The sequence below is a fragment of the Pseudomonas sp. REST10 genome, assembly GCF_029542605.1.
Lineage (GTDB): Bacteria > Pseudomonadota > Gammaproteobacteria > Pseudomonadales > Pseudomonadaceae > Aquipseudomonas > Aquipseudomonas khazarica.
In genome coordinates, this window is the sequence record NZ_CP035677.1 from 792,093 (window position 1) to 810,447 (window position 18,355).

The 18,355-nt window shown below is 65.3% G+C and carries 16 protein-coding genes; 6 read left to right on the plus strand and 10 right to left on the minus strand.

All coding sequences use genetic code 11. From position 1 onward, the window contains the following. Nucleotides 1-80: 80 nt before the first annotated feature. Both EWH21_RS03750 and EWH21_RS03755 read left to right on the plus strand, forming a co-directional pair. The gene (locus EWH21_RS03750) at nucleotides 81-527 is read left to right on the plus strand and encodes a phasin family protein (RefSeq protein WP_037049887.1); all 447 of its coding nucleotides are present in this window, start codon (nucleotides 81-83) and stop codon (nucleotides 525-527) included. Nucleotides 528-537: 10 nt separating this feature from the next. Further along, nucleotides 538-1,386, plus strand: coding sequence for a phasin family protein (locus EWH21_RS03755; protein ID WP_277699812.1), 849 nt, complete (start codon nucleotides 538-540; stop codon nucleotides 1,384-1,386). Nucleotides 1,387-1,463: 77 nt separating this feature from the next. On the opposite strand, the gene EWH21_RS03760 is transcribed toward EWH21_RS03755, so the two are convergent. From EWH21_RS03760 to EWH21_RS03805, 10 genes are all read right to left on the minus strand, one after another. After that, on the minus strand, nucleotides 1,464-2,078 hold the full coding sequence (locus EWH21_RS03760) for a TetR/AcrR family transcriptional regulator (RefSeq protein WP_047588806.1): 615 nt from the start codon (nucleotides 2,076-2,078) through the stop codon (nucleotides 1,464-1,466). 121 nt (nucleotides 2,079-2,199) lie between these two features. Further along, nucleotides 2,200-3,882, minus strand: a complete 1,683-nt coding sequence (gene phaC / locus EWH21_RS03765) for a class II poly(R)-hydroxyalkanoic acid synthase (protein WP_277699813.1) — start codon at nucleotides 3,880-3,882, stop codon at nucleotides 2,200-2,202. 216 nt (nucleotides 3,883-4,098) lie between these two features. Next, the gene (phaZ, locus tag EWH21_RS03770; RefSeq protein ID WP_037049877.1) at nucleotides 4,099-4,956 is read right to left on the minus strand and encodes a poly(3-hydroxyalkanoate) depolymerase; all 858 of its coding nucleotides are present in this window, start codon (nucleotides 4,954-4,956) and stop codon (nucleotides 4,099-4,101) included. A gap of 144 nt (nucleotides 4,957-5,100) precedes the next feature. Beyond that, nucleotides 5,101-6,780 (minus strand): class II poly(R)-hydroxyalkanoic acid synthase, encoded by a 1,680-nt coding sequence (gene phaC / locus EWH21_RS03775; RefSeq protein ID WP_037049875.1) that lies wholly within the window; start codon nucleotides 6,778-6,780, stop codon nucleotides 5,101-5,103. Nucleotides 6,781-7,076: 296 nt separating this feature from the next. Next, nucleotides 7,077-7,448, minus strand: a complete 372-nt coding sequence (locus EWH21_RS03780) for a DUF971 domain-containing protein (RefSeq protein ID WP_037049873.1) — start codon at nucleotides 7,446-7,448, stop codon at nucleotides 7,077-7,079. Between the two features lie 93 nt (nucleotides 7,449-7,541). Further along, complete coding sequence (gene hslU, locus EWH21_RS03785) at nucleotides 7,542-8,882, minus strand: HslU--HslV peptidase ATPase subunit (RefSeq protein WP_277699814.1); 1,341 nt, start codon at nucleotides 8,880-8,882, stop codon at nucleotides 7,542-7,544. A gap of 43 nt (nucleotides 8,883-8,925) precedes the next feature. Continuing rightward, nucleotides 8,926-9,456 carry an ATP-dependent protease subunit HslV gene (gene hslV / locus EWH21_RS03790; protein ID WP_037049870.1) on the minus strand — a complete coding sequence of 177 codons (531 nt, stop codon included), beginning with the start codon at nucleotides 9,454-9,456 and terminating at the stop codon, nucleotides 8,926-8,928. A 95-nt stretch (nucleotides 9,457-9,551) separates the two neighbouring features. Next, entirely contained in the window at nucleotides 9,552-10,226 is a 675-nt protein-coding gene (locus EWH21_RS03795; RefSeq protein WP_037049868.1) for an SPOR domain-containing protein, read from the minus strand. Next, nucleotides 10,227-11,966 (minus strand): arginine--tRNA ligase, encoded by a 1,740-nt coding sequence (argS, locus tag EWH21_RS03800; RefSeq protein WP_277699815.1) that lies wholly within the window; start codon nucleotides 11,964-11,966, stop codon nucleotides 10,227-10,229. Nucleotides 11,967-12,102: 136 nt separating this feature from the next. Then, a complete protein-coding gene (locus EWH21_RS03805; protein ID WP_277699816.1) occupies nucleotides 12,103-14,322 on the minus strand; it encodes a primosomal protein N' in 2,220 nt (739 codons plus the stop codon). Nucleotides 14,323-14,480: 158 nt separating this feature from the next. On the opposite strand from EWH21_RS03805, the gene rpmE reads away from it, so the two are divergent. The 4 genes from rpmE (at nucleotide 14,481) to EWH21_RS03825 (ending at nucleotide 18,325) form a co-directional block, all read left to right on the plus strand. Beyond that, the gene (rpmE, locus tag EWH21_RS03810; protein ID WP_003459015.1) at nucleotides 14,481-14,693 is read left to right on the plus strand and encodes a 50S ribosomal protein L31; all 213 of its coding nucleotides are present in this window, start codon (nucleotides 14,481-14,483) and stop codon (nucleotides 14,691-14,693) included. A gap of 26 nt (nucleotides 14,694-14,719) precedes the next feature. Beyond that, on the plus strand, nucleotides 14,720-15,520 hold the full coding sequence (locus EWH21_RS03815; RefSeq protein ID WP_277699817.1) for a thermonuclease family protein: 801 nt from the start codon (nucleotides 14,720-14,722) through the stop codon (nucleotides 15,518-15,520). After that, nucleotides 15,517-16,953 carry a M48 family metalloprotease gene (locus EWH21_RS03820; protein ID WP_277699819.1) on the plus strand — a complete coding sequence of 479 codons (1,437 nt, stop codon included), beginning with the start codon at nucleotides 15,517-15,519 and terminating at the stop codon, nucleotides 16,951-16,953. Before EWH21_RS03815 ends, EWH21_RS03820 begins: the two co-directional genes overlap by 4 nt. Nucleotides 16,954-17,056: 103 nt before the next feature. After that, nucleotides 17,057-18,325, plus strand: a complete 1,269-nt coding sequence (locus tag EWH21_RS03825) for a malic enzyme-like NAD(P)-binding protein (RefSeq protein WP_037049853.1) — start codon at nucleotides 17,057-17,059, stop codon at nucleotides 18,323-18,325. Nucleotides 18,326-18,355: the final 30 nt, after the last annotated feature.

The following is an 18,355-nucleotide window of genomic DNA, read 5'->3' on the forward strand; positions in this document are numbered from 1 at the left end:
CTAATTTTTCTCCTTAGGGTGTACCCAAGCCTGCATTCCGTGGGCGTTTCCGCTAACTGTCAAAGCGCGTGAGGTGCACCATGTCGAAAGTTGCCGTGAAGAAAAAAGTCGAAGCCGTGGTCGAAGACAAGGCCGGTCTGCTCGATGACGTGAAGGGTTATGCCCGCAAGATCTACCTCGCTGGCCTGGGTGCTTATGCCAAGGCGGGTGCCGAGGGGGCCGAATACTTCAAGGAACTGGTCAAGACCGGTGAAGGCGTCGAAAGCAAAGGCAAGAAACTGGTCGACGAGCAGGTAGAAGCCGCCAACAGCCAGATCGAATCGGTCAAGCAGTCGGTCAACAGCAACGTCACCAGCGTCAAGGGCAAGGTCGAAGTTCAGCTCGACAAGATCGAGAAGGCGTTCGACACCCGTGTGGCTGCCGCGCTGAATCGCATCGGCATTCCGTCCAAGCAGGATGTTGAAGCACTCTCTGCTAAGCTGGATGAGCTGAGCGCGTTGCTCGAGCACGTCGCGCGTACCAAATAAGGAGATCAGGATGGCTGTTAAGAAGAAAACCGAGAAACAGACCAGCTCCTGGATCGGCGAGGTCGAGAAATACTCGCGCCAGATCTGGTTGGCAGGCTTGGGCGCTTATTCCAAGGTCAGCAAGGACGGCACCAAGCTGTTCGACTCGCTGGTCAAGGATGGCGAGAAGGCCGAAAAGCAGGCCAAGAGCGAAGTCGACAAGCAGGTCGATGCGGTGAAAGCCGGCGTCGGTTCCAAGGTCGGCTCCGCCCGCTCCAAGGTCGACGAGGTCCGGGGCAAGGCGATCGGCAAGTGGGGTGAACTGGAGGAAGCGTTCGACAAGCGTCTGAACAATGCCATCTCGCGCCTGGGCGTGCCCAGCCGCAACGAAGTGAAGGCGTTGAACGACAAGGTCGACAGCCTGACCAAGCAGCTGGAGAAGATCGCCGGTGTGTCGGCCAAGTCGGTCGCCAAGCCTGCCGCCAAGGCCGCTCCGAAACCAGCAGCCAAGCCGGCCGCGAAAGCCGCAGCCAAACCTGCAGCCAAGGCGCCTGCCAAACCAGCGGCCAAGCCCGCTGCGAAACCGGCCGCCAAGCCTGCTGCAGCCGCCAAGCCGGCACCTGCCAAGGCCGCCGCCAAGCCAGCGGCAAAGCCGGCCGCGAAAGCTGCGGCCAAACCGGCTGCCAAGCCAGCGGCCAAACCCGCTGCGAAACCGGCCGCCAAGCCGGCGGCGGCGAAGAAGCCCGCAGCGAAGAAACCAGCCGCGCCCAAGGCCGCTGCCGCGAAACCGGCAGCACCAGCCCCGGCACCGGCTGCTGCCGCGCCTGCTGCTGCACCGGCCCCGGCTGCCGCTCCGGCAACGCCAGCCAACCCGTCCTGAGTTTCTCGGGATCAAGAACGCCCGGCCTAGTGCCGGGCGTTTGCGTTATGCGCCCGGAAAGGCGCAAGCGCCGCGTCTCAGGCTTCCAGGTAGCGTTGCGCGAGGTGCTCGACGGCGCCGCGTGAGGGCTGATTCAGGTGTGGCGCGACCAGCATCATGATCTGGAACACCACCAGCCGCACTTCGCCTTCCTGGTCGAGGATGCGCTGGTAGTCGAGGGAGAACAGCAGGGTCAGGGTGATCTGCTCGACCAGTTGTCCCAGCGCCTGGGTGCCGCTGTTCAACTGACCATCAGCCATCAGGCGCGCCAGCAGTGCCGCCAGGGTGCGCTTGAGTGCGTTGAGCCAGTGGCGGATGCCACGCGCCAGCTTGGGCAGGCGCCCGGCCAGGTTCGACAGGTCCTGAAAGAGGAAGCGGTACTGCGACAGGCGCTCGACGATCAGGTGCAGGAACAGCCAGTAGTCCTCGACATCGAGCCGGGCATCGGCCGGTGGGTCGAGCAGTGGCGCCATCTCGGCCTGGAAACGCTCGAACAGCTCCAGCACCAGCGGCTCCTTGCCGTGGAAGTGGTAGTAGAGATTGCCGGGGCTGATATCCAGCTCGTTGGCGATCTCCAGGGTGGAAACGTTGGGTTCGCCCTGGTCGTTGAACAGAACCAGGGCGGTTTGCAGAATGCGCTCGCGGGTCTTCATCCGTTACTTCTTGTTCGATCTGGCGCGGAGAGGTGACGATAACCGGCTGGCGTCCTGCCGGCCATCGCTTGTCAGTTGAACGTCGTACGGCGACGCCTTGCTGATGTGGCGTGCGTGCCCATCAACGGATGTGCACGTAGGTGCCTGGCGCCTCCTCCATGGCCGGATGGTGCTGGTTGCCCAGCGCCATGACGGTTTCGCGCTGTTCGCCGGAGCGGGCCTGGATCCACTCCAGCCATTGTGGCCACCAACTGCCTTGCTGGTGCTGGGCGTCGTGGTACCAGGCGCGTGGGTCGGAGGTGAGCTTGGCGTTCTCGTAGTAGTTGGCCTTGGGGTTGCCGGGCGGGTTGAGGATGCTCTGGATATGGCCGCTGTTGGACAGGATGAAACGGCGGTTGCCGCCGAGCAGCAGGGTCGAGCGATAGACCGCATCCCAGGGCGTGATGTGGTCGTTGATGCCCGCCACGCTGAAGCTGTCGACGGTGACCTTGGTCAGGTCCACCGGGGTGCCACAGACCTCCAGCGCACCGGCACGGGTCAGCGGGTTGTGCTTGAAGAAGTCGATCAGGTCGCCATGCAGCGCCGCCGGCAGGCGCGTGTTGTCGTTGTTCCAGTAGAGGATGTCGAAGGCGGGTGGCTGCTTGCCCATCAGGTAGTTGTTGATCCAGTAGTTCCAGATCAGGTCGTTGGGGCGCATCCAGGCGAACACCTTGGCCATGTCGCGGCCGTCCAGCACGCCCTGCTGATAGGAGCGGCGCTTGGCCGATTCGAGGGTCTGCTCGTCGGCGAAGAGCATCGCCGGGCTTTCGATCTGGCTGTCCAGCAGGCTGACCATGTAGGTGGCGCTGGCGACCTTGCGCAGTTGGCGGCGGGCCTGCAGGTGGCCCTGCAGGGCGGCGATGGTCAGGCCGCCAGCACAGGCGCCGAGCAGGTTGACGTCCTTGCTGCCGGTGATGGCCCGGCAGGCATCGACGGCTTCTTCCACCGCCTGCACGTAGGTCGACAGGCCCCACTCGCGGTGGCGCGGGTCCGGGTTGCGCCAGCTGATCATGAAGGTCTGCAGGTCGTTCTTCAGTGCGTACTGGACGAAGCTCTTGTCGTTGGACAGGTCGAATATGTAGTACTTGTTGATCTGCGGCGGCACGATCAGCAATGGGCGCAGGTACTGCTTCTCGCTCATCGGCTTGTACTGGATCAGTTCCAGCAGCTCGTTGCGAAACACCACCGCGCCGGGGGTGCAGGCCAGGTTGCGGCCGACTTCGAACGCGTGCCGGCTGACCTGGCTGGGCAGGCCGTCGTTGTTCAGCAGGTCGTCGAACAGGTGCCGCAGCCCCTTGAGCAGGCTGCTGCCACCGGTATTGAACAGCTCCTTGACCGCCTGCGGGTTGAGCGGGCTGTTGGAGGGCGACAGCGCATCGCTCATCAGCGAGGCGAGAAAGCGCGTGCGGGCACGGTCGTCAGGCGACAGGTCGCTGTCGTCGATCCAGGCGGCGAGTTGCTTCTGCCAGGCCAGGTAGGCCTGCAGGCTGCGCCGGTAGAAGGGGTTGAGGTGCCAGGTCGGGTCGGCGAAGCGGGCGTCCTGCGGGTTGACCTTGTGCAGCGTATCACCGATGAGCACGCGTCCCAGCTGGCTGCCGAAGGCCAGCAGGTGGCGGCCACTGCGTACGGGGTTCTTGAGCCCCTGGCTGGCCAGCAGGCGCATCGTGGACAGCAGATCGCGGCCGCGTACGCCGACCACGGCGCTCTGGGCATTCATGAAACTGGCAGGTGCCGGCAGGGTAGCCGGGGTCGACTTGTCTCGCATGGCAACACTCCGTCGTCAAACCGTCTAGAGACTTGCATGGCACCGACTGCCGGCCTCGCTCGAAGCCTCAGGTGCGCCGCTTGCTTGCACAGAGATGCAGCAAGCCCTGTACCAGACGCGCAGGAGGTGCATTCCAGACAGCCGCGTCGAATTTGCCCGGGGCGGCTTGCGCCCCTTCGTCGAGCATGCCGAACATTGCGCACTCTGCTGGTGCGGTCAATGCTGGCGTAGTGGCGTGGGCTGCGGGTGCATCACCGCACGCTGTCGCTCCTCCTCGAGAAACTTCATGATGATAGGCGCCACCGCTTCGGCACGCGTTACCAGGAACAGGTGGCCGTCGTCGATGACGTGCAGCTCGGCGTTGGGAATGCGCCAGGCCAGCAGACGCATGTTGATCAGCGGGATCAGCGGGTCATCATCGCCAGCCATGACCAGCGTAGGCTGCCGAATCTTGTGTAGCCAGTGGATGCTGGTCCAGCCGAGGCCGGCGAACAGCTGCCAGTAGTAGCCCATCTTGCCGCCCGAACGCACCTTGCTGGCATGCGCCATGGCCAGCTTGGGGTCGCGACGGAAGGCACCGCCGTAGATGTCCGGGGCGATGCGCACGCCGTAGGAGGGCTGCACGTAGCGTCTGGGACTGGCCATGCGCCAGAGGACCTTGGGCTTGCCGGGCACCATCACCGCGCCGGCCGACGTGGCGGCGAGGATCAGCTTCTTGCAGCGCTCGGGATAGTCGTGGGCGAACTGCTGGGCCAGGGCGCCGCCCCAGGACACACCGATGGCGTTGACCTGGCCGTAGTTCAGGTAGTCGAGCATGCGCGCCGCCAGCTTGGCCAGTCCGGGAAACCGGTAGGGCGTGGCGGGGGTCGATGAGCCACCGACGCCGGGAACGTCGAAGGCGATGATCTCCAGCTCCGGGTCGAGTGCGGCGACGAAGGGCATCACCAGCTCCAGGTTGGCGCCGATGCCGTTGAAGATCAGCAGCGGCACCAGCTGGCTGTTGCCCGGCCGCACTGCGGTACGGATGGTCTGTCCATCGAGGTCGATGGTGCGGAATACGAATGGTTGCGGCATAGGCGCAGCCCCTATGGAGTTGAGCGCTGGAGAGGGCCGTCCGGGCCGCCTCCAGAGTTACCAGGACGCGCCTGGCTCACCACACCCACAAGGGCCGGCGTGGCGTGCGGCACTTCCCGGTGCCACCGCGGTTGAGGTCGATGATCAGCGTTCGTGTACATAGGTGCCCGGCGCGGCTTCGCCGACCGGGTACTTCTTGTTGCCCAGTGCCCTGGGGGCATTCTTGGTTTCACCCGAGCGCTCGGCCAGCCAGGTCTGCCAGTGCAGCCACCAGGAGTCGGCATGCTTGGTCGAGCTTTCCTGCCAGGCTTTCGGGTCCAGCGGCATTTCGCTGTTGGTCATGTAGCGTGCCTTGGGGTTGCCCGGCGGGTTGAGAATGCTCTGGATATGGCCGCTGTTGGACAGGACGAACTCGCACTTGCCGCCGAACAGGTGCGCCGACTTGTAGCACGAGTCCCAGGGCGTGATGTGGTCGGTGGTGCCGGCCACGACGAAGAAGTCGCAGGTGACCTGCTTGAGGTCGATCGGCGTACCGCAGACCTCCAGCGCGCCCGGACGGGTCAGCGGGTTGGTCTGGAACATCTCGATGAATTCGCCGTGCAGGGCAGCAGGCAGGCGCGTGGTGTCGTTGTTCCAGTAGAGGATGTCGAACACCGGCGGCTCGTTGCCGAGCAGGTAGTTGTTGACCCAGTAGTTCCAGATCAGGTCGTTGGGGCGCATCCAGGCGAACACCTTGGCCATGTCGCTGCCTTCCAGCACGCCGGCCTGGTAGGAACGGCGCTTGGCGGCTTCCAGGGTCTTCTCGTCGGCGAACAGGGCCACCTGGGTGTCGAGCTGGGTGTCGAGCACGCTGACCAGCAGGGTCAGGGCGTTGACCTTCTGCTGGCCGAGTGCCGCGTAGTGGCCGAGCAGGGAGGCGGTGGTCAGGCCACCGGAGCAGGCGCCGAGCATGTTGACGTCCTTGCTGCCAGTGATGGCGCAGATGACGTCGATGGCGTCCTTGAGTGCTTCGATGTAGGTCGACAGGCCCCACTCGCGCTGCGCCTTGGTCGGGTTGCGCCAGCTGACCACGAAGGTCTGCACCTGGCTGCGCAGGAGGAAGCGCGCCAGGCTCTTGTCCGGCGACAGGTCGAATACGTAGAACTTGTTGATCTGTGGTGGCACCACCAGCAGCGGGCGTTCGTGCACGCTCTCGGTGATCGGCTTGTACTGGATCAGCTCCAGCACGTCGTTGCGAAACACCACGGCGCCCTCGGTGGTGGCCAGGTTCTTGCCCACCTCGAAGGCTTCCATGTTCACCTGGCTGGGCATGCCGCCATTGTTGACCATGTCCTTGGCCAGGTGCGAGAGGCCGTCGAGCAGGCTCTTGCCGCCCGTTTCGAAGAAGCGTTTGACGGCGGCCGGGTTGGCCATGCTGTTGGACGGCGCCATGGCTTCGGTCATCAGGTTGATGACGAAGTGGCCGCGACTGGCATCCTGTTCGGACAGCGAGCTGTGCTCGATCCAGTCGTGCAGCTCCTTGCGCCAGGCCAGGTAGGTCTGCAGGTAACGGCGGTAGAGCGGGTTCTGGCTCCAGGCCGGATCGTTGAAGCGGCGGTCGCCGTCTTCGGGCTGGAGCGCGGACTGGCCGAGCAGGACGTTCTTCAGTTCGAGGCCGAAGTGGGCCACATGCTTGGCACTATGGAAGGGTTGCTTGAGTGCCTGAGCGAGCACCATGCGGGCAGAGGTCAAAAGATCCTTGCCGCGGATGCCAATCACCGGGTTGAGTCCCAGCGTATTTTCCGAGGCCTGGCGTTTCAGGTCATCGTTGTTCTTGTCACTCATCTACGACGCTCCATTGTCCTGAGACGAATACCGGCCTGCGAAGGCGCGCGGCTGAACAGGGCCTGGTACTGCTCGGGTTACCGGGGGCGGATCGAGTCCGCACATTTCGTTGCACCTGGCACAGCCAAATGCAGGGAACCTGCCAGTTCCTTGGTTACCCGAGTTTGTGCAGTTAAGCAAGCCAGTCGATGGCGCAGGAGTATGCCGCGATAGATTAGAAAACTCGCCCTAACTGTCGCTAACGTGATCGGTGGTGAGGGTGCCGGGCGCTCTGCGGCAAGGGTTTGCCTGGCGCCTCAGAGCATCAGGCGGACGACCGATTCGTTGGGGTCGCGGGATTTTCCGGCCGCGCTCAGTTGCGCCAGATAGTCGGCCCACAGCTCGCTCTGGCGCGTGGCCAGTTCGTGCAGGTAGTCCCAGGTGAACAGGCCGCTGTCATGACCGTCGTCGAAGCACAGTTTCAGTGCATAGTTGCCGGCCGGCTCGATGCGCTCCAGGCCGACACCGAGTTTGCCGGTCTGCAGGATCGGCTGACCATGCCCCTGCACCTCGGCCGAGGGCGAGTGCACGCGGAGGAACTCGGCGCTGAGCTGGTAGCTCGTTTCCCCATAGCGCAGCTCCAGGGTCTTCGAGGCCTTGTGCAGTTTGATCGCGCTGGGGATGGGCATGTGCGGCTCCTGAAACGATGTAGCCCGGATGCAATCCGGGACGCTGTCGTAAACGTCCCCGGATGTCATCCGGGCTACGTGGCGTGAGTGCTGTCAGAGAATATAGCGCGACAGGTCTTCGTCCTGGGCCAGTTCGCCCAGGTGGCCGTTGACGTAGTCGGCGTCGATGCGGATCGGTTCGCCGTTCTGCTGCCCGGCCAGGTCGCCGGCACTGAAGGACACCTCTTCCAGCAGGCGCTCGAGCAGGGTGTGCAGGCGGCGCGCACCGATGTTCTCGGTCTTCTCGTTGACCTGCCAGGCAATCTCGGCCAGACGCTTGATGCCGTCGTCGGCGAACTCGATGTTCAGTCCCTCGGTCTTCAGCAGTTCGCTGTACTGCTCGGTGAGCGACGCGTGCGGCTCGCGCAGAATGCGCTCGAAGTCCTGCGGGCTCAGCGCCTTGAGTTCGACGCGAATCGGCAGACGCCCCTGCAGCTCGGGCACCAGGTCACTGGGTTTGCTCAGGTGGAAGGCGCCGGAGGCGATGAACAGGATGTGGTCGGTCTTGACCATGCCCAGCTTGGTGTTGACCGTGCAGCCCTCGATCAGCGGCAGCAGGTCGCGCTGCACGCCTTCGCGGGAGACGTCGGCGCCGCCGGCGTTGGCGCGCTTGGCGACCTTGTCGATCTCGTCGATGAAGACGATGCCATGCTGCTCGACGGCCTCCAGTGCGCGGGCCTTGAGTTCTTCCTCATTGACCAGGCGGGCGGCTTCCTCGTCGCGCACCAGCTTCAGCGCATCGACGACCTTGAGCTTGCGGCTCTTCTTCTTGCCCTTGCCCATGCTGGAGAACAGGTTCTGCAGCTGGTTGGTCATTTCCTCCATGCCCGGCGGGGTCATGATCTCGACGCCCATGGGCGACTCGGCGACCTCGATGTCGATTTCCTTGTCGTTCAGCTGGCCTTCGCGAAGGCGCTTGCGGAACAGCTGGCGGGTGTTGGAGTCCTCGCTGCGCGCCGGCTCGTCGCCGAAGCCCTGGCGTGCCGGTGGCAGCAGGGCGTCGAGGATGCGCTCCTCGGCGGCGTCCTCGGCGCGGTGGCGGACCTTGACCATTTCCTGCTCGCGCAGCATTTTCACCGCTGCATCGGCCAGGTCGCGGATGATCGACTCGACGTCACGGCCGACATAGCCGACCTCGGTGAACTTGGTCGCTTCCACCTTGAGGAACGGCGCGTTGGCCAGCTTGGCCAGGCGACGGGCGATCTCGGTCTTGCCGACACCGGTGGGGCCGATCATCAGGATGTTCTTCGGCGTGACTTCCTGGCGCAGGTCGGTCGGCAGCTGCATGCGCCGCCAGCGGTTGCGCAGGGCGATGGCAACGGCGCGTTTGGCGTCGTCCTGGCCGATGATATGGCGGTTGAGTTCGTGGACGATCTCGCGGGGCGTCATGGACATGGAATTTGGCTCGCAATAAACGAAAACGGTGAGGCGGTGGACGCTACTCGGCGGCGTCCAGTTCCTCGATGGTCTGGTGATGATTGGTGAACACGCAGATGTCGCCGGCGATGCCCAGCGCGGTCTCGGCCACTTCGCGGGCGGACAGGTCGGTCTTCATCAGCAGCGCGCGCGCGGCAGCCTGGGCGAAGTTGCCGCCGGAGCCCATGGCGATCAGGCCTTCTTCGGGTTCGACCACATCACCGTTACCGGTGATGATCAGCGATGCATCCTTGTTCGCCACTGCCAGCATGGCTTCCAGGCGGCTCAGGCTGCGGTCGGTACGCCAGTCCTTGGCCAGTTCCACGGCGGCGCGCACCAGATGGCCCTGGTGTTTTTCCAGCTGGCCTTCGAAACGCTCGAACAGGGTAAAGGCATCGGCGGTGGCGCCGGCGAAACCGGCCAGCACCTGGCCGTGGTACAGGCGGCGCACCTTCTTGGCGTTGCCCTTCATGACGGTGTTGCCGAGCGATACCTGGCCGTCGCCAGCCATCACGACCTTGCCATGACGGCGCACTGAAACGATGGTGGTCAAGGGTGAATCTCCACGCTGCGGGGCGAATTGCCCGGATGGAAACTCAGATGGGGTGCCCGCTGCGGCTTTTCAACCGGCAGCGGGCGAATCGACGATCAGCGGACCTGGCGCTGCTGTAACAGCAGGTTGCTGAAACCATTGCCGGCCAGGGTCTTCTGCGCCGACGCCAGCTGCTCGCGGCTGGCGAACGGGCCGACCAGCACGCGGTGCCAGGTTTCCTCGCGCACCTTGCCGGTCTCCACGCGCACGTTCTGCCCCAGCAGGATGATCTGCGCGCGCAGGGTGTCGGCGTCATCGCGCTTGCGGAACGAGCCGGCCTGCAGGAAGAACTGCGTGGTGACCGGTGCGCTGGCGATGACCGGCGGCGGGGGCGGCGGTACCTGGCCGTTGAGTGCGGCCTCGGCGCGAGCGGTGTCGATCTTCGCGGCTTCCTCGGGGGTGACTGGTTTCTGCGCGGCGGTTGGCGGCGGTGTTTCTTCCAGTGCCTGCGGCAGGATCACCTCGGACTCCGGCAGCAGGGTGTAGAAGTCGTACTTGGGCTTGGCCGGTTCCGGTTTGCTCGGCTTGGGCTCCGGCTTGGTGCTGCGCGCCTGCTCGCCACGGTCGCGCTTGATCTCGTCGCGACCGGGTTCGAGGCTGAACAGGAACATGAAGAAACCACCGACCACCAGGCCGCAGACCAGCCAGATCCAGCCCGGTACGGGTTTCTTGGCCGGAGCCTGGTAGCGACTGGCGCCGCGTTTGGGCGCCGGTTTCTTGCGCGCGGCCATTTACATCCGCTCCAGGGTGTCCAGGCCGAGCAGCTCCAGGCCCTGCTTGAGGGTGCGGCCGGTGAGCGCGGTCAGGCGCAGACGGCTGTCGCGCGTGGCCTCGTCTTCGGCAGCGAGGATCGGGCAGTTCTCGTAGAAGCTGGAGAACAGGCCGGCGATGTCGTACAGGTAGCTGCACAGCATGTGCGGCGTGCCTTTCTCGGCGACGCTGCTCAGCAATTCATTGAACTGCGCCAGCTTGGCGGCCAGGGCCTGCTCCTGCTCGGCGACCAGAGTGATCTGCCCGCCGATTTCCTCGATGCCCTTGCCCAGCTTGCGGAATACGCCGGCCACGCGGGTGTAGGCGTACAGCAGGTAGGGCGCGGTGTTGCCCTCGAAGCTCAGCATCAGGTCGAAGTTGAAGCTGTAGTCGCTGGCGCGGTGCTTGGACAGGTCGGCGTATTTCACCGAGGCGATGCCGACCACGCGGGCAATCTGGCGCAGCTCGTCGTCGCCCAGCTCCGGGTTCTTGCTCTTGACCAGCTCATAGGCGCGTTGCTCGGCTTCGTCGAGCAGCTGCACCAGCTTCACCGTGCCGCCGTCGCGGGTCTTGAACGGGCGGCCGTCTGGGCCGTTCATGGTGCCGAAGCCCATGTGCTCCATCTCCATGCTGGCAGGCACGAAGCCGGCCAGACGGGCGCAGGCGAAGACCATCTGGAAGTGCAGGGCCTGGCGCTGGTCGACGAAGTACAGCACGCGGTCGGCCTTGAGCGTGCCGGCGCGATAGCGGGTGGCGGCCAGGTCGGTGGTGGCGTACAGGTAGCCGCCACCGGCCTTCTGCACGATCAGTGGCAGCGGGTTGCCTTCGCTGTTCTTGAATTCGTCCATGAACACGCACTGCGCGCCGTTGTCCTCGGTCAGCAGGCCCTTGGCGGCCAGATCCGCGACCACCTGCGGCAGGTCATCGTTGTAGGCGCTCTCGCCCTTGACGTCGGCCATGCTCAGCTTGACGCCGAGGCGGTCGTACAGCGCCTGGCAGTGGCTCAGGGAAATGTCGTTGAAGCGGTTCCACAGGCGCAGGCATTCGGCGTCGCCGGCCTGCAGCTGCACCACCAGCTCACGGGCGCGGTCGGCGAACTCGGGGGACTCGTCGAAGCGCTTCTTGGCGGCGCGGTAGAAGCCTTCCAGGTCGGCCAGCTCGCTCTCGGCGGCCGCCGGGTTTTCCTGCATGTAGGCCAGCAGCATGCCGAACTGGGTGCCCCAGTCGCCGACGTGGTTCTGGCGGATCACGGTGTCGCCGAGGAACTCCAGCACGCGGGCCACGCCATCGCCGATGATGGTCGAGCGCAGGTGGCCGACGTGCATCTCCTTGGCCAGGTTGGGTGCCGAGAGGTCGACCACCACGCGCTGCGCGGCGCCATTCTTGCGCACGCCGAGCCTGGCGTCGGCCAGTGCAGCTTCCAGGCGCTGGGCGAGGGCGTCGCTGTTCTGGAAGAAGTTGAGGAAGCCGGGGCCGGCGATCTCCACCTTGGCGATCTGCGCATCGGCCGGCAGGGCGGCGATCAGTTTCTCCGCCAGGTCACGCGGCTTCATGGCGGCCGGCTTGGCCAGCATCATGGCAATGTTGCTGGCGAAGTCACCGTGGCTCTTGTCCTTGGTGTTCTCCACCTGGATGGCCGGCGTCAGACCTTCAGGCAGCACGCCTTCTGCGGTGAGGCGGTCGAGGGCTTGCTGGATCAGGTGGCGAATGCTGTCTTTCATGTTCGGCTCGGGGCTGCCTTGGGGGCTTTGGTCGAAAACTGTGCATTATAAGAGCAGCGACAAGCTGCAAGCCACAAGCGGCAAGGAAAAGCACGTCGCCGTTCTTGCTTGAAGCTTGTGGTTTGTAGTTAAAAGCTCAGAAAAGGTCGATCGGGTCGACATCCAGCGACCAGCGTACCGCGCGGCCGCTGGGCATCTGCTCCAGCGCCTGCAGCCAGGGGGTGAGCAGGCGATGCAGGGCGGCGCGGGTGCTGCCCTGCAGCAGCAGCTGCGCGCGGAAGCGCCCGGCACGGCGCTCCATCGGGGCGGGAACCGGGCCGAGCAACTCGATGCCGGACAGGCCCAGCTCGCCCAGCAGGTACTCCGCCTCGCTGCAGGCTTCATCGAGGAATCCTTCCGCCTGCCCCGGCTTGTGCGCCTCGGCGCGCAGCAGGGCCAGGTGGCAGAACGGCGGCAGGCCGGCGGCGCGGCGCTCGCTCAGGGCCTGTTCGGCGAAGGCGAAGTAGCCTTGCTCGGTCAGTTGCACCAGCAACGGGTGGTCGGCCAGGTGGCTCTGGATGATCACCTTGCCCGGCTCTTCGGCGCGTCCGGCACGCCCGGCGACCTGCACGATCAACTGGGCCATGCGCTCGCTGGCGCGAAAATCCGCGGAGAACAGGCCGCCGTCGGCATCGAGGATCGCTACCAGCGTCACCCGTGGGAAGTGATGGCCCTTGGCGAGCATCTGCGTGCCGACCAGGATGCACGGCTCACCCTTGTTGATGGTGGCGAACAGGCGATCCATGGCGCCCTTGCGCGAGGTGCTGTCGCGGTCGATGCGCAGCACCGGGTAATCGGGAAACAGTACCGCCAGGCGCTCCTCGGCACGCTCGGTGCCGGCGCCGACCGGGCGCAGGTCGACGTGCTGGCATTTCGGGCAGTTGCTCGGCTGGCGCTCGACGTGCCCGCAGTGATGGCAGCGCAGTTCCTGGTAGCGCTGATGCACGGTCATGCGCGCATCGCAGCGCGGGCACTCCGACAGCCAGCCGCAGTCGTGGCAGAGCAGGGCCGGGGCGAAGCCGCGGCGGTTGAGAAACACCAGCACCTGCTGGCCGGCCGCCAGGGTCTGGGCGATGGCCTGCTGCATCGGCCCGGAGATGCCGGCGTCCAGCGGTCGACTCTTCACGTCCAGGCGCAGGAAACGTGGCTGGCTGGCGCCACCCGCCCGCTGTGTGAGCTTGAGCAGGGCGTAGCGGCCGCTATGGGCGTTGTGCAGGCTCTCCAGCGACGGCGTGGCCGAGCCGAGCACGATGGGCACGTCTTCCTGGCGCGCTCGCACCAGGGCCAGATCGCGGGCGTGGTAGCGCAAACCCTCCTGCTGTTTATAGGAGGCGTCGTGTTCTTCGTCGACAATGATCAGCCCCGGGTTCTGCATGGGGGTGAACAGTGCCGAGCGGGTGCCGATGATGATGTCCGCTTCGCCGTCGCGGGCCGCCAGCCAGGCGTCCAGGCGTTCGCGGTCGTTCACCGCCGAATGCAGCAGAGCGATGCGTGCATTGAAACGACGGGCGAAGCGCTCGAAGGTCTGCGGCCCGAGGTTGATCTCGGGGATCAGCACCAGGGCCTGCTTGCCGGCTTCCAGGCACTGATGAATCAGTTGCAGGTAGACCTCGGTCTTGCCGCTGCCGGTGATGCCCGCCAGCAGGAAGGCGTTGAACTGCCCCCAGCCTGAGGCGACAGCGTTGACCGCCGCGCGTTGCTCGGCGTTGAGTGGCAGCTCCGGTTGCGCCAGCCAGTGGGCGGGCTTCGCCTGTGGTTTGTTGCGGCGCACCTCGACGCGCACCAGGCCTTTCTCATGCAGCAGCTGCAGGCTGTCGCGGTTGAGCTGCAACTGACTGAGCAGGCTGTGGGCCACGCCGTGCGGGTGCTGGGCCAGCGCCTTGAGCGCATCGCGCTGGCGCGGTGCCCGGGCCAGGCGCGGGTCGTCGACGCTGGCGCCGCCGTTGGCCAGCCAGAAGCGCTCCTGCCGCGCCTCGGCCGGTTCGCCCTGGCGCAACAGCACCGGCAATGCCCAGCTCAGCGTGTCGCCGAGGCTGTGCTGGTAGTACTGGGCGGTCCACAGGCACAGCTTGAACAGCGCTGCCGGCAGCGGCGGGCGGGCGTCGAGCAGCTGCAGCGCAGGCTTGAGCTTGTCGGCCGGCACGTCGCTCTGGTTGTCGACCTCCACCAGTACGCCGATCATCTCGCGCCGGCCGAACGGCACACGCAGGCGTGCGCCAGGCTGCAGCGCGCTACGCGGTACATTGGCAGGGGCGCGGTAGTCGAACAGGCGGCGCAGGGGCGAGGGCAGGGCGAGGCGCAGGATCAGGTCGGGCAAGCCGGAAGCTCCAATGACAGGTGGCCGATGGTAACACGCGACGGCCGGTGCCCTGTCTGGCTTGCATCGCTTCACGTGTCTGGTAAGATGCGCGGCCTATTTCTGTGCGGTGCCTGACATTGGTTGGGTGGCGGCACGACTACCCCGAGGAAAGCATCATGAAAGCCGATATCCATCCGAACTACGTCGAGATCGACGCCACCTGCTCCTGCGGCAACGTCATCAAGACCCGCTCCACCCTGGGCAAGAACCTGAGCCTCGACGTCTGCTCCGAGTGCCACCCGTTCTACACCGGTAAGCAGAAAGTGCTGGACACCGGCGGCCGTATCGATCGCTTCAAGCAGCGCTTCGGCGTATTCGGCGCCAAGTAAGCGGCCGAAGCAAGACGGAATCTGGCATGCGCCACTCCGTGCTACTGAAAAAGGCGTCCCTGGTGGGCGCCTTTTTCGTTTCTCTGTTCTGCGTCGAGCTGGCGCAGGCCTTTTGCCCGCTGCGCGAGGATCTGCCCCGCTTCGCCGTGCGCCAGGTGGTCGACGGCGACACCCTGCGCCTGGTCGATGGGCGCAGCATTCGCCTGATTGGCATCAACGCCCCTGAGCTGGGGCGCAAGGGGCGCAGCGACGAACCCTATGCCGTGCAGGCCAAGCGCCGTCTGCAGGCGCTGGTGGATGCCAGTGACGGGCGCGTCGGCCTGCTGCCGGGCGAGCAGCGCAAGGATCGCTACGGACGCACCCTGGCGCATCTCTATGACGCTCAGGGACGTAATCTCGAGGCGCAGCTGCTCGGCGAAGGCCTGGGTTTCATGGTCGCGGTGGCGCCGAATGTCGAACTGGTACGCTGTCAGGCGGCCGCCGAGCGCGAGGCGCGAGATCGGCGCCTGGGGCTCTGGCGGGATTACCGGGTCCGTTCGGCCGGGCAGATCCGCAGCGGCGGGTTTGCCCTGCTGAGTGGGCGCGTGGCCAGGGTGCAGCGCAATCGCGGCGGCCTGTGGCTGGAGCTGGACGGTGGCCGCGTGCTGCGCGTGGCACCGGCGCTCCTGGATGCATTCGACCTGCCGGCGATGCAGGCGCTCGAGGGGCGACGAGTCGAGGCGCGCGGCTGGGTGATCGACCGCCAGTCACGGGGTGGTCTGCAGTCGGGCCAGGCGCGCTGGATGCTGCCACTGACCCACTCGGCGATGCTGGAGGTGTTGCCATGATGCGTGCATTGACGCTTTGCCTGTTCTGCGCCTGGCTGACGGGCTGCGCCGTCAACCCTGCCACGGGTCGCACTGATTTCGTGATGATGAGCGAGCGCCAGGAGCTCGACCTCGGCGCCCGCTACAACCAGGAAATCCTCAAGCAGAACCCGCCTTATGCGGACGCCAAGTTGCAGGCCTATATCCAGCGGGTGGGCGAGCGGGTGGCGCGCAACAGCCATCGCAATCAGCTCAGCTACGTCTTCACTCTGGTCGACAGCCCGGACGTCAATGCCTTCGCCCTGCCGGGCGGCTATATCTACATTCACCGTGGGCTGCTCGCCTACCTCAACTCCGAGGCGGAACTGGCCGCCGTGCTCGGTCATGAGATCGGTCACGTGACGGCGCGCCACAGCGTGCGCCAGCAGAGCCAGTCGACCGCCTGGGGGCTGCTCGGCCAGGCGGCGGCCATCGGCACCGGGGTTGGCGCTGTCGGCGACCTGACCAGTGTCATGGGCAATGCCTTCGTGCGTGGCTATGGCCGCGACATGGAGCTGGAGGCGGACGGCCTCGGCGCACAGTACCTGGCACGCAGCGGCTATGACCCGCAGGCGATGATCGAAGTGGTCAAGGTGCTCAAGAGTCAGGAGGACTTCGCCCGCGAGCAGGCCGCCAGGCGTGGTGAGGCGCCCGCGCAGGGCGGCTATCACGGACTGTTCGACACCCACCCTGACAACGATCGCCGCCTGCAGGAGGTGATCGGTCCGGCGCGGGCGCTGGTCGGTGGCAATCAGGAAGTGGGGCGCGATGCGTTCCTGCAGCGACTCGATGGCCTGGTGTTCGGTGATTCGGCGGCCAGCGGGATTCGTCGCGGGCGCCACTTCTATCATGGCGAGCTGGATTTCACCCTGACCTACCCGCAGGGCTGGCAACTGGTCAATCGTGCCGATGTGCTGATCGGCCATACTCCGGATGAGCAGGCGTTCATCGCCATGACGCTGGAGCCGGCAGACAAGGCGCTCGCGCCTGCCGAGTACCTGCGCAAGCGGGTCGGCAATCAGCGCCTGGTGGCCGGTGAAGAGCTGCGCCTGGGTACGCTGCGTGGCTACACGGCCATCTTGCAGGGGCAGGCGGCGCGCCGGGTGGCGGTGATCTATCGTGGCGACAGTGCCTATCTGTTCGTCGCCGCAGTCAAGGGGCGCGCTTCGCTGGAGAGCGAAGACGAGCGTTTCCTCGACGTGATCCGCAGCTATCGTCCGCTCAAGGCGACCGAGCGCAAGCTGGCCGAGCCGGTGCGTCTGCATCTGGTGCGGGCCAAGGCAGGGCAGGGCATGGCGGGCCTCGCTCGCAACTCGCCGTTGCCGAGCGATGGCGAGGCGCAGCTGCGCTTGCTCAACGGGCTCTACCCCGCTGGTGAGCCGCGTGCAGGGCAGTGGTTGAAAACGCTGCGCTAGTGGGGCGCTTCAATCGCGACCGAACAGTCTTGTGCAGCTGTATACAACTTGCGTATCCTCGGCCGCTGCCCGTTCAACAGCCAACAAAAGCGGAAATGCCACTATGTCTGATTTGAAAACTGCCGCTCTCGAGTATCACGCCCAGCCGCGCCCCGGCAAACTGAGCGTCGAGTTGACCAAAGCCACCGCCACTGCCCGCGACCTGTCGCTGGCCTACAGCCCGGGTGTCGCCGAGCCGGTGCGTGAAATCGCCCGCGATGCCGAGCTGGCCTACCGCTACACCGGTAAAGGCAACCTGGTGGCAGTGATTTCCGATGGCACCGCCATCCTCGGCCTGGGTAACCTCGGCCCGCTGGCGTCCAAGCCGGTGATGGAAGGTAAAGGCGTGCTGTTCAAGCGTTTCGCCGGTATCGACGTGTTCGATATCGAGGTCGATTCGGAAAGCCCGCAGGCCTTCATCGACACCGTGAAGCGCATCTCCATCACCTTCGGCGGCATCAACTTGGAAGATATCAAGGCCCCCGAGTGCTTCGAGATCGAGCGCGCGCTGATCGAACAGTGCGATATCCCGGTATTCCACGATGACCAGCACGGTACCGCGATCGTTACCGCCGCCGGCATGCTCAATGCCCTGGAAATCGCCGGCAAGAGCCTGGAAGAGGCGAAGATCGTCTGCCTGGGCGCTGGTGCTGCCGCCATTTCCTGCATGAAGCTGCTGGTGAGCATGGGTGCCAAGGTCGAGAACATCTTCATGATCGACCGCAAGGGCGTGATTCACGCAGGCCGCGACGATCTGAACCAGTACAAGGCAGTGTTCGCCACCGAGACCGACAAGCGCACGCTGTCCGACGCGCTCGAAGGTGCCGATGTGTTCGTCGGCCTGTCCGGCGCCAACCTGCTGAGCCCGGAAGATCTCAAGCGCATGGCGGCCAACCCGATCGTCTTCGCCTGCTCCAACCCGGACCCGGAAATCAAGCCGGAGCTGGCGCACGAGACCCGCAACGACGTGATCATGGCGACCGGTCGTTCCGACTACCCGAACCAGGTCAACAACGTGCTGGGCTTCCCCTTCATCTTCCGTGGCGCGCTGGACGTTCGTGCGACCCGCATCAACGAGGAAATGAAGATCGCAGCCGCGCTGGCGCTGCGTGACCTGGCCAAGCTGCCGGTGCCGCAGGACGTCTGCGACGCCTACGGTGGCATCAAGCTGGAATTCGGTCGCGAATACATCATTCCGAAACCGATGGATCAGCGTCTGATCACCGTGGTCTGCGATGCGGTGGCCAAGGCTGCCATCGAGTCCGGCGTGGCGACGCTGCCGTATCCGAAGCACTACCCGCTGCAGTCGGTGGATGACGTGTTCAACGGCTGATCCCCTGGATGCAGACAACAAAAAACCCGC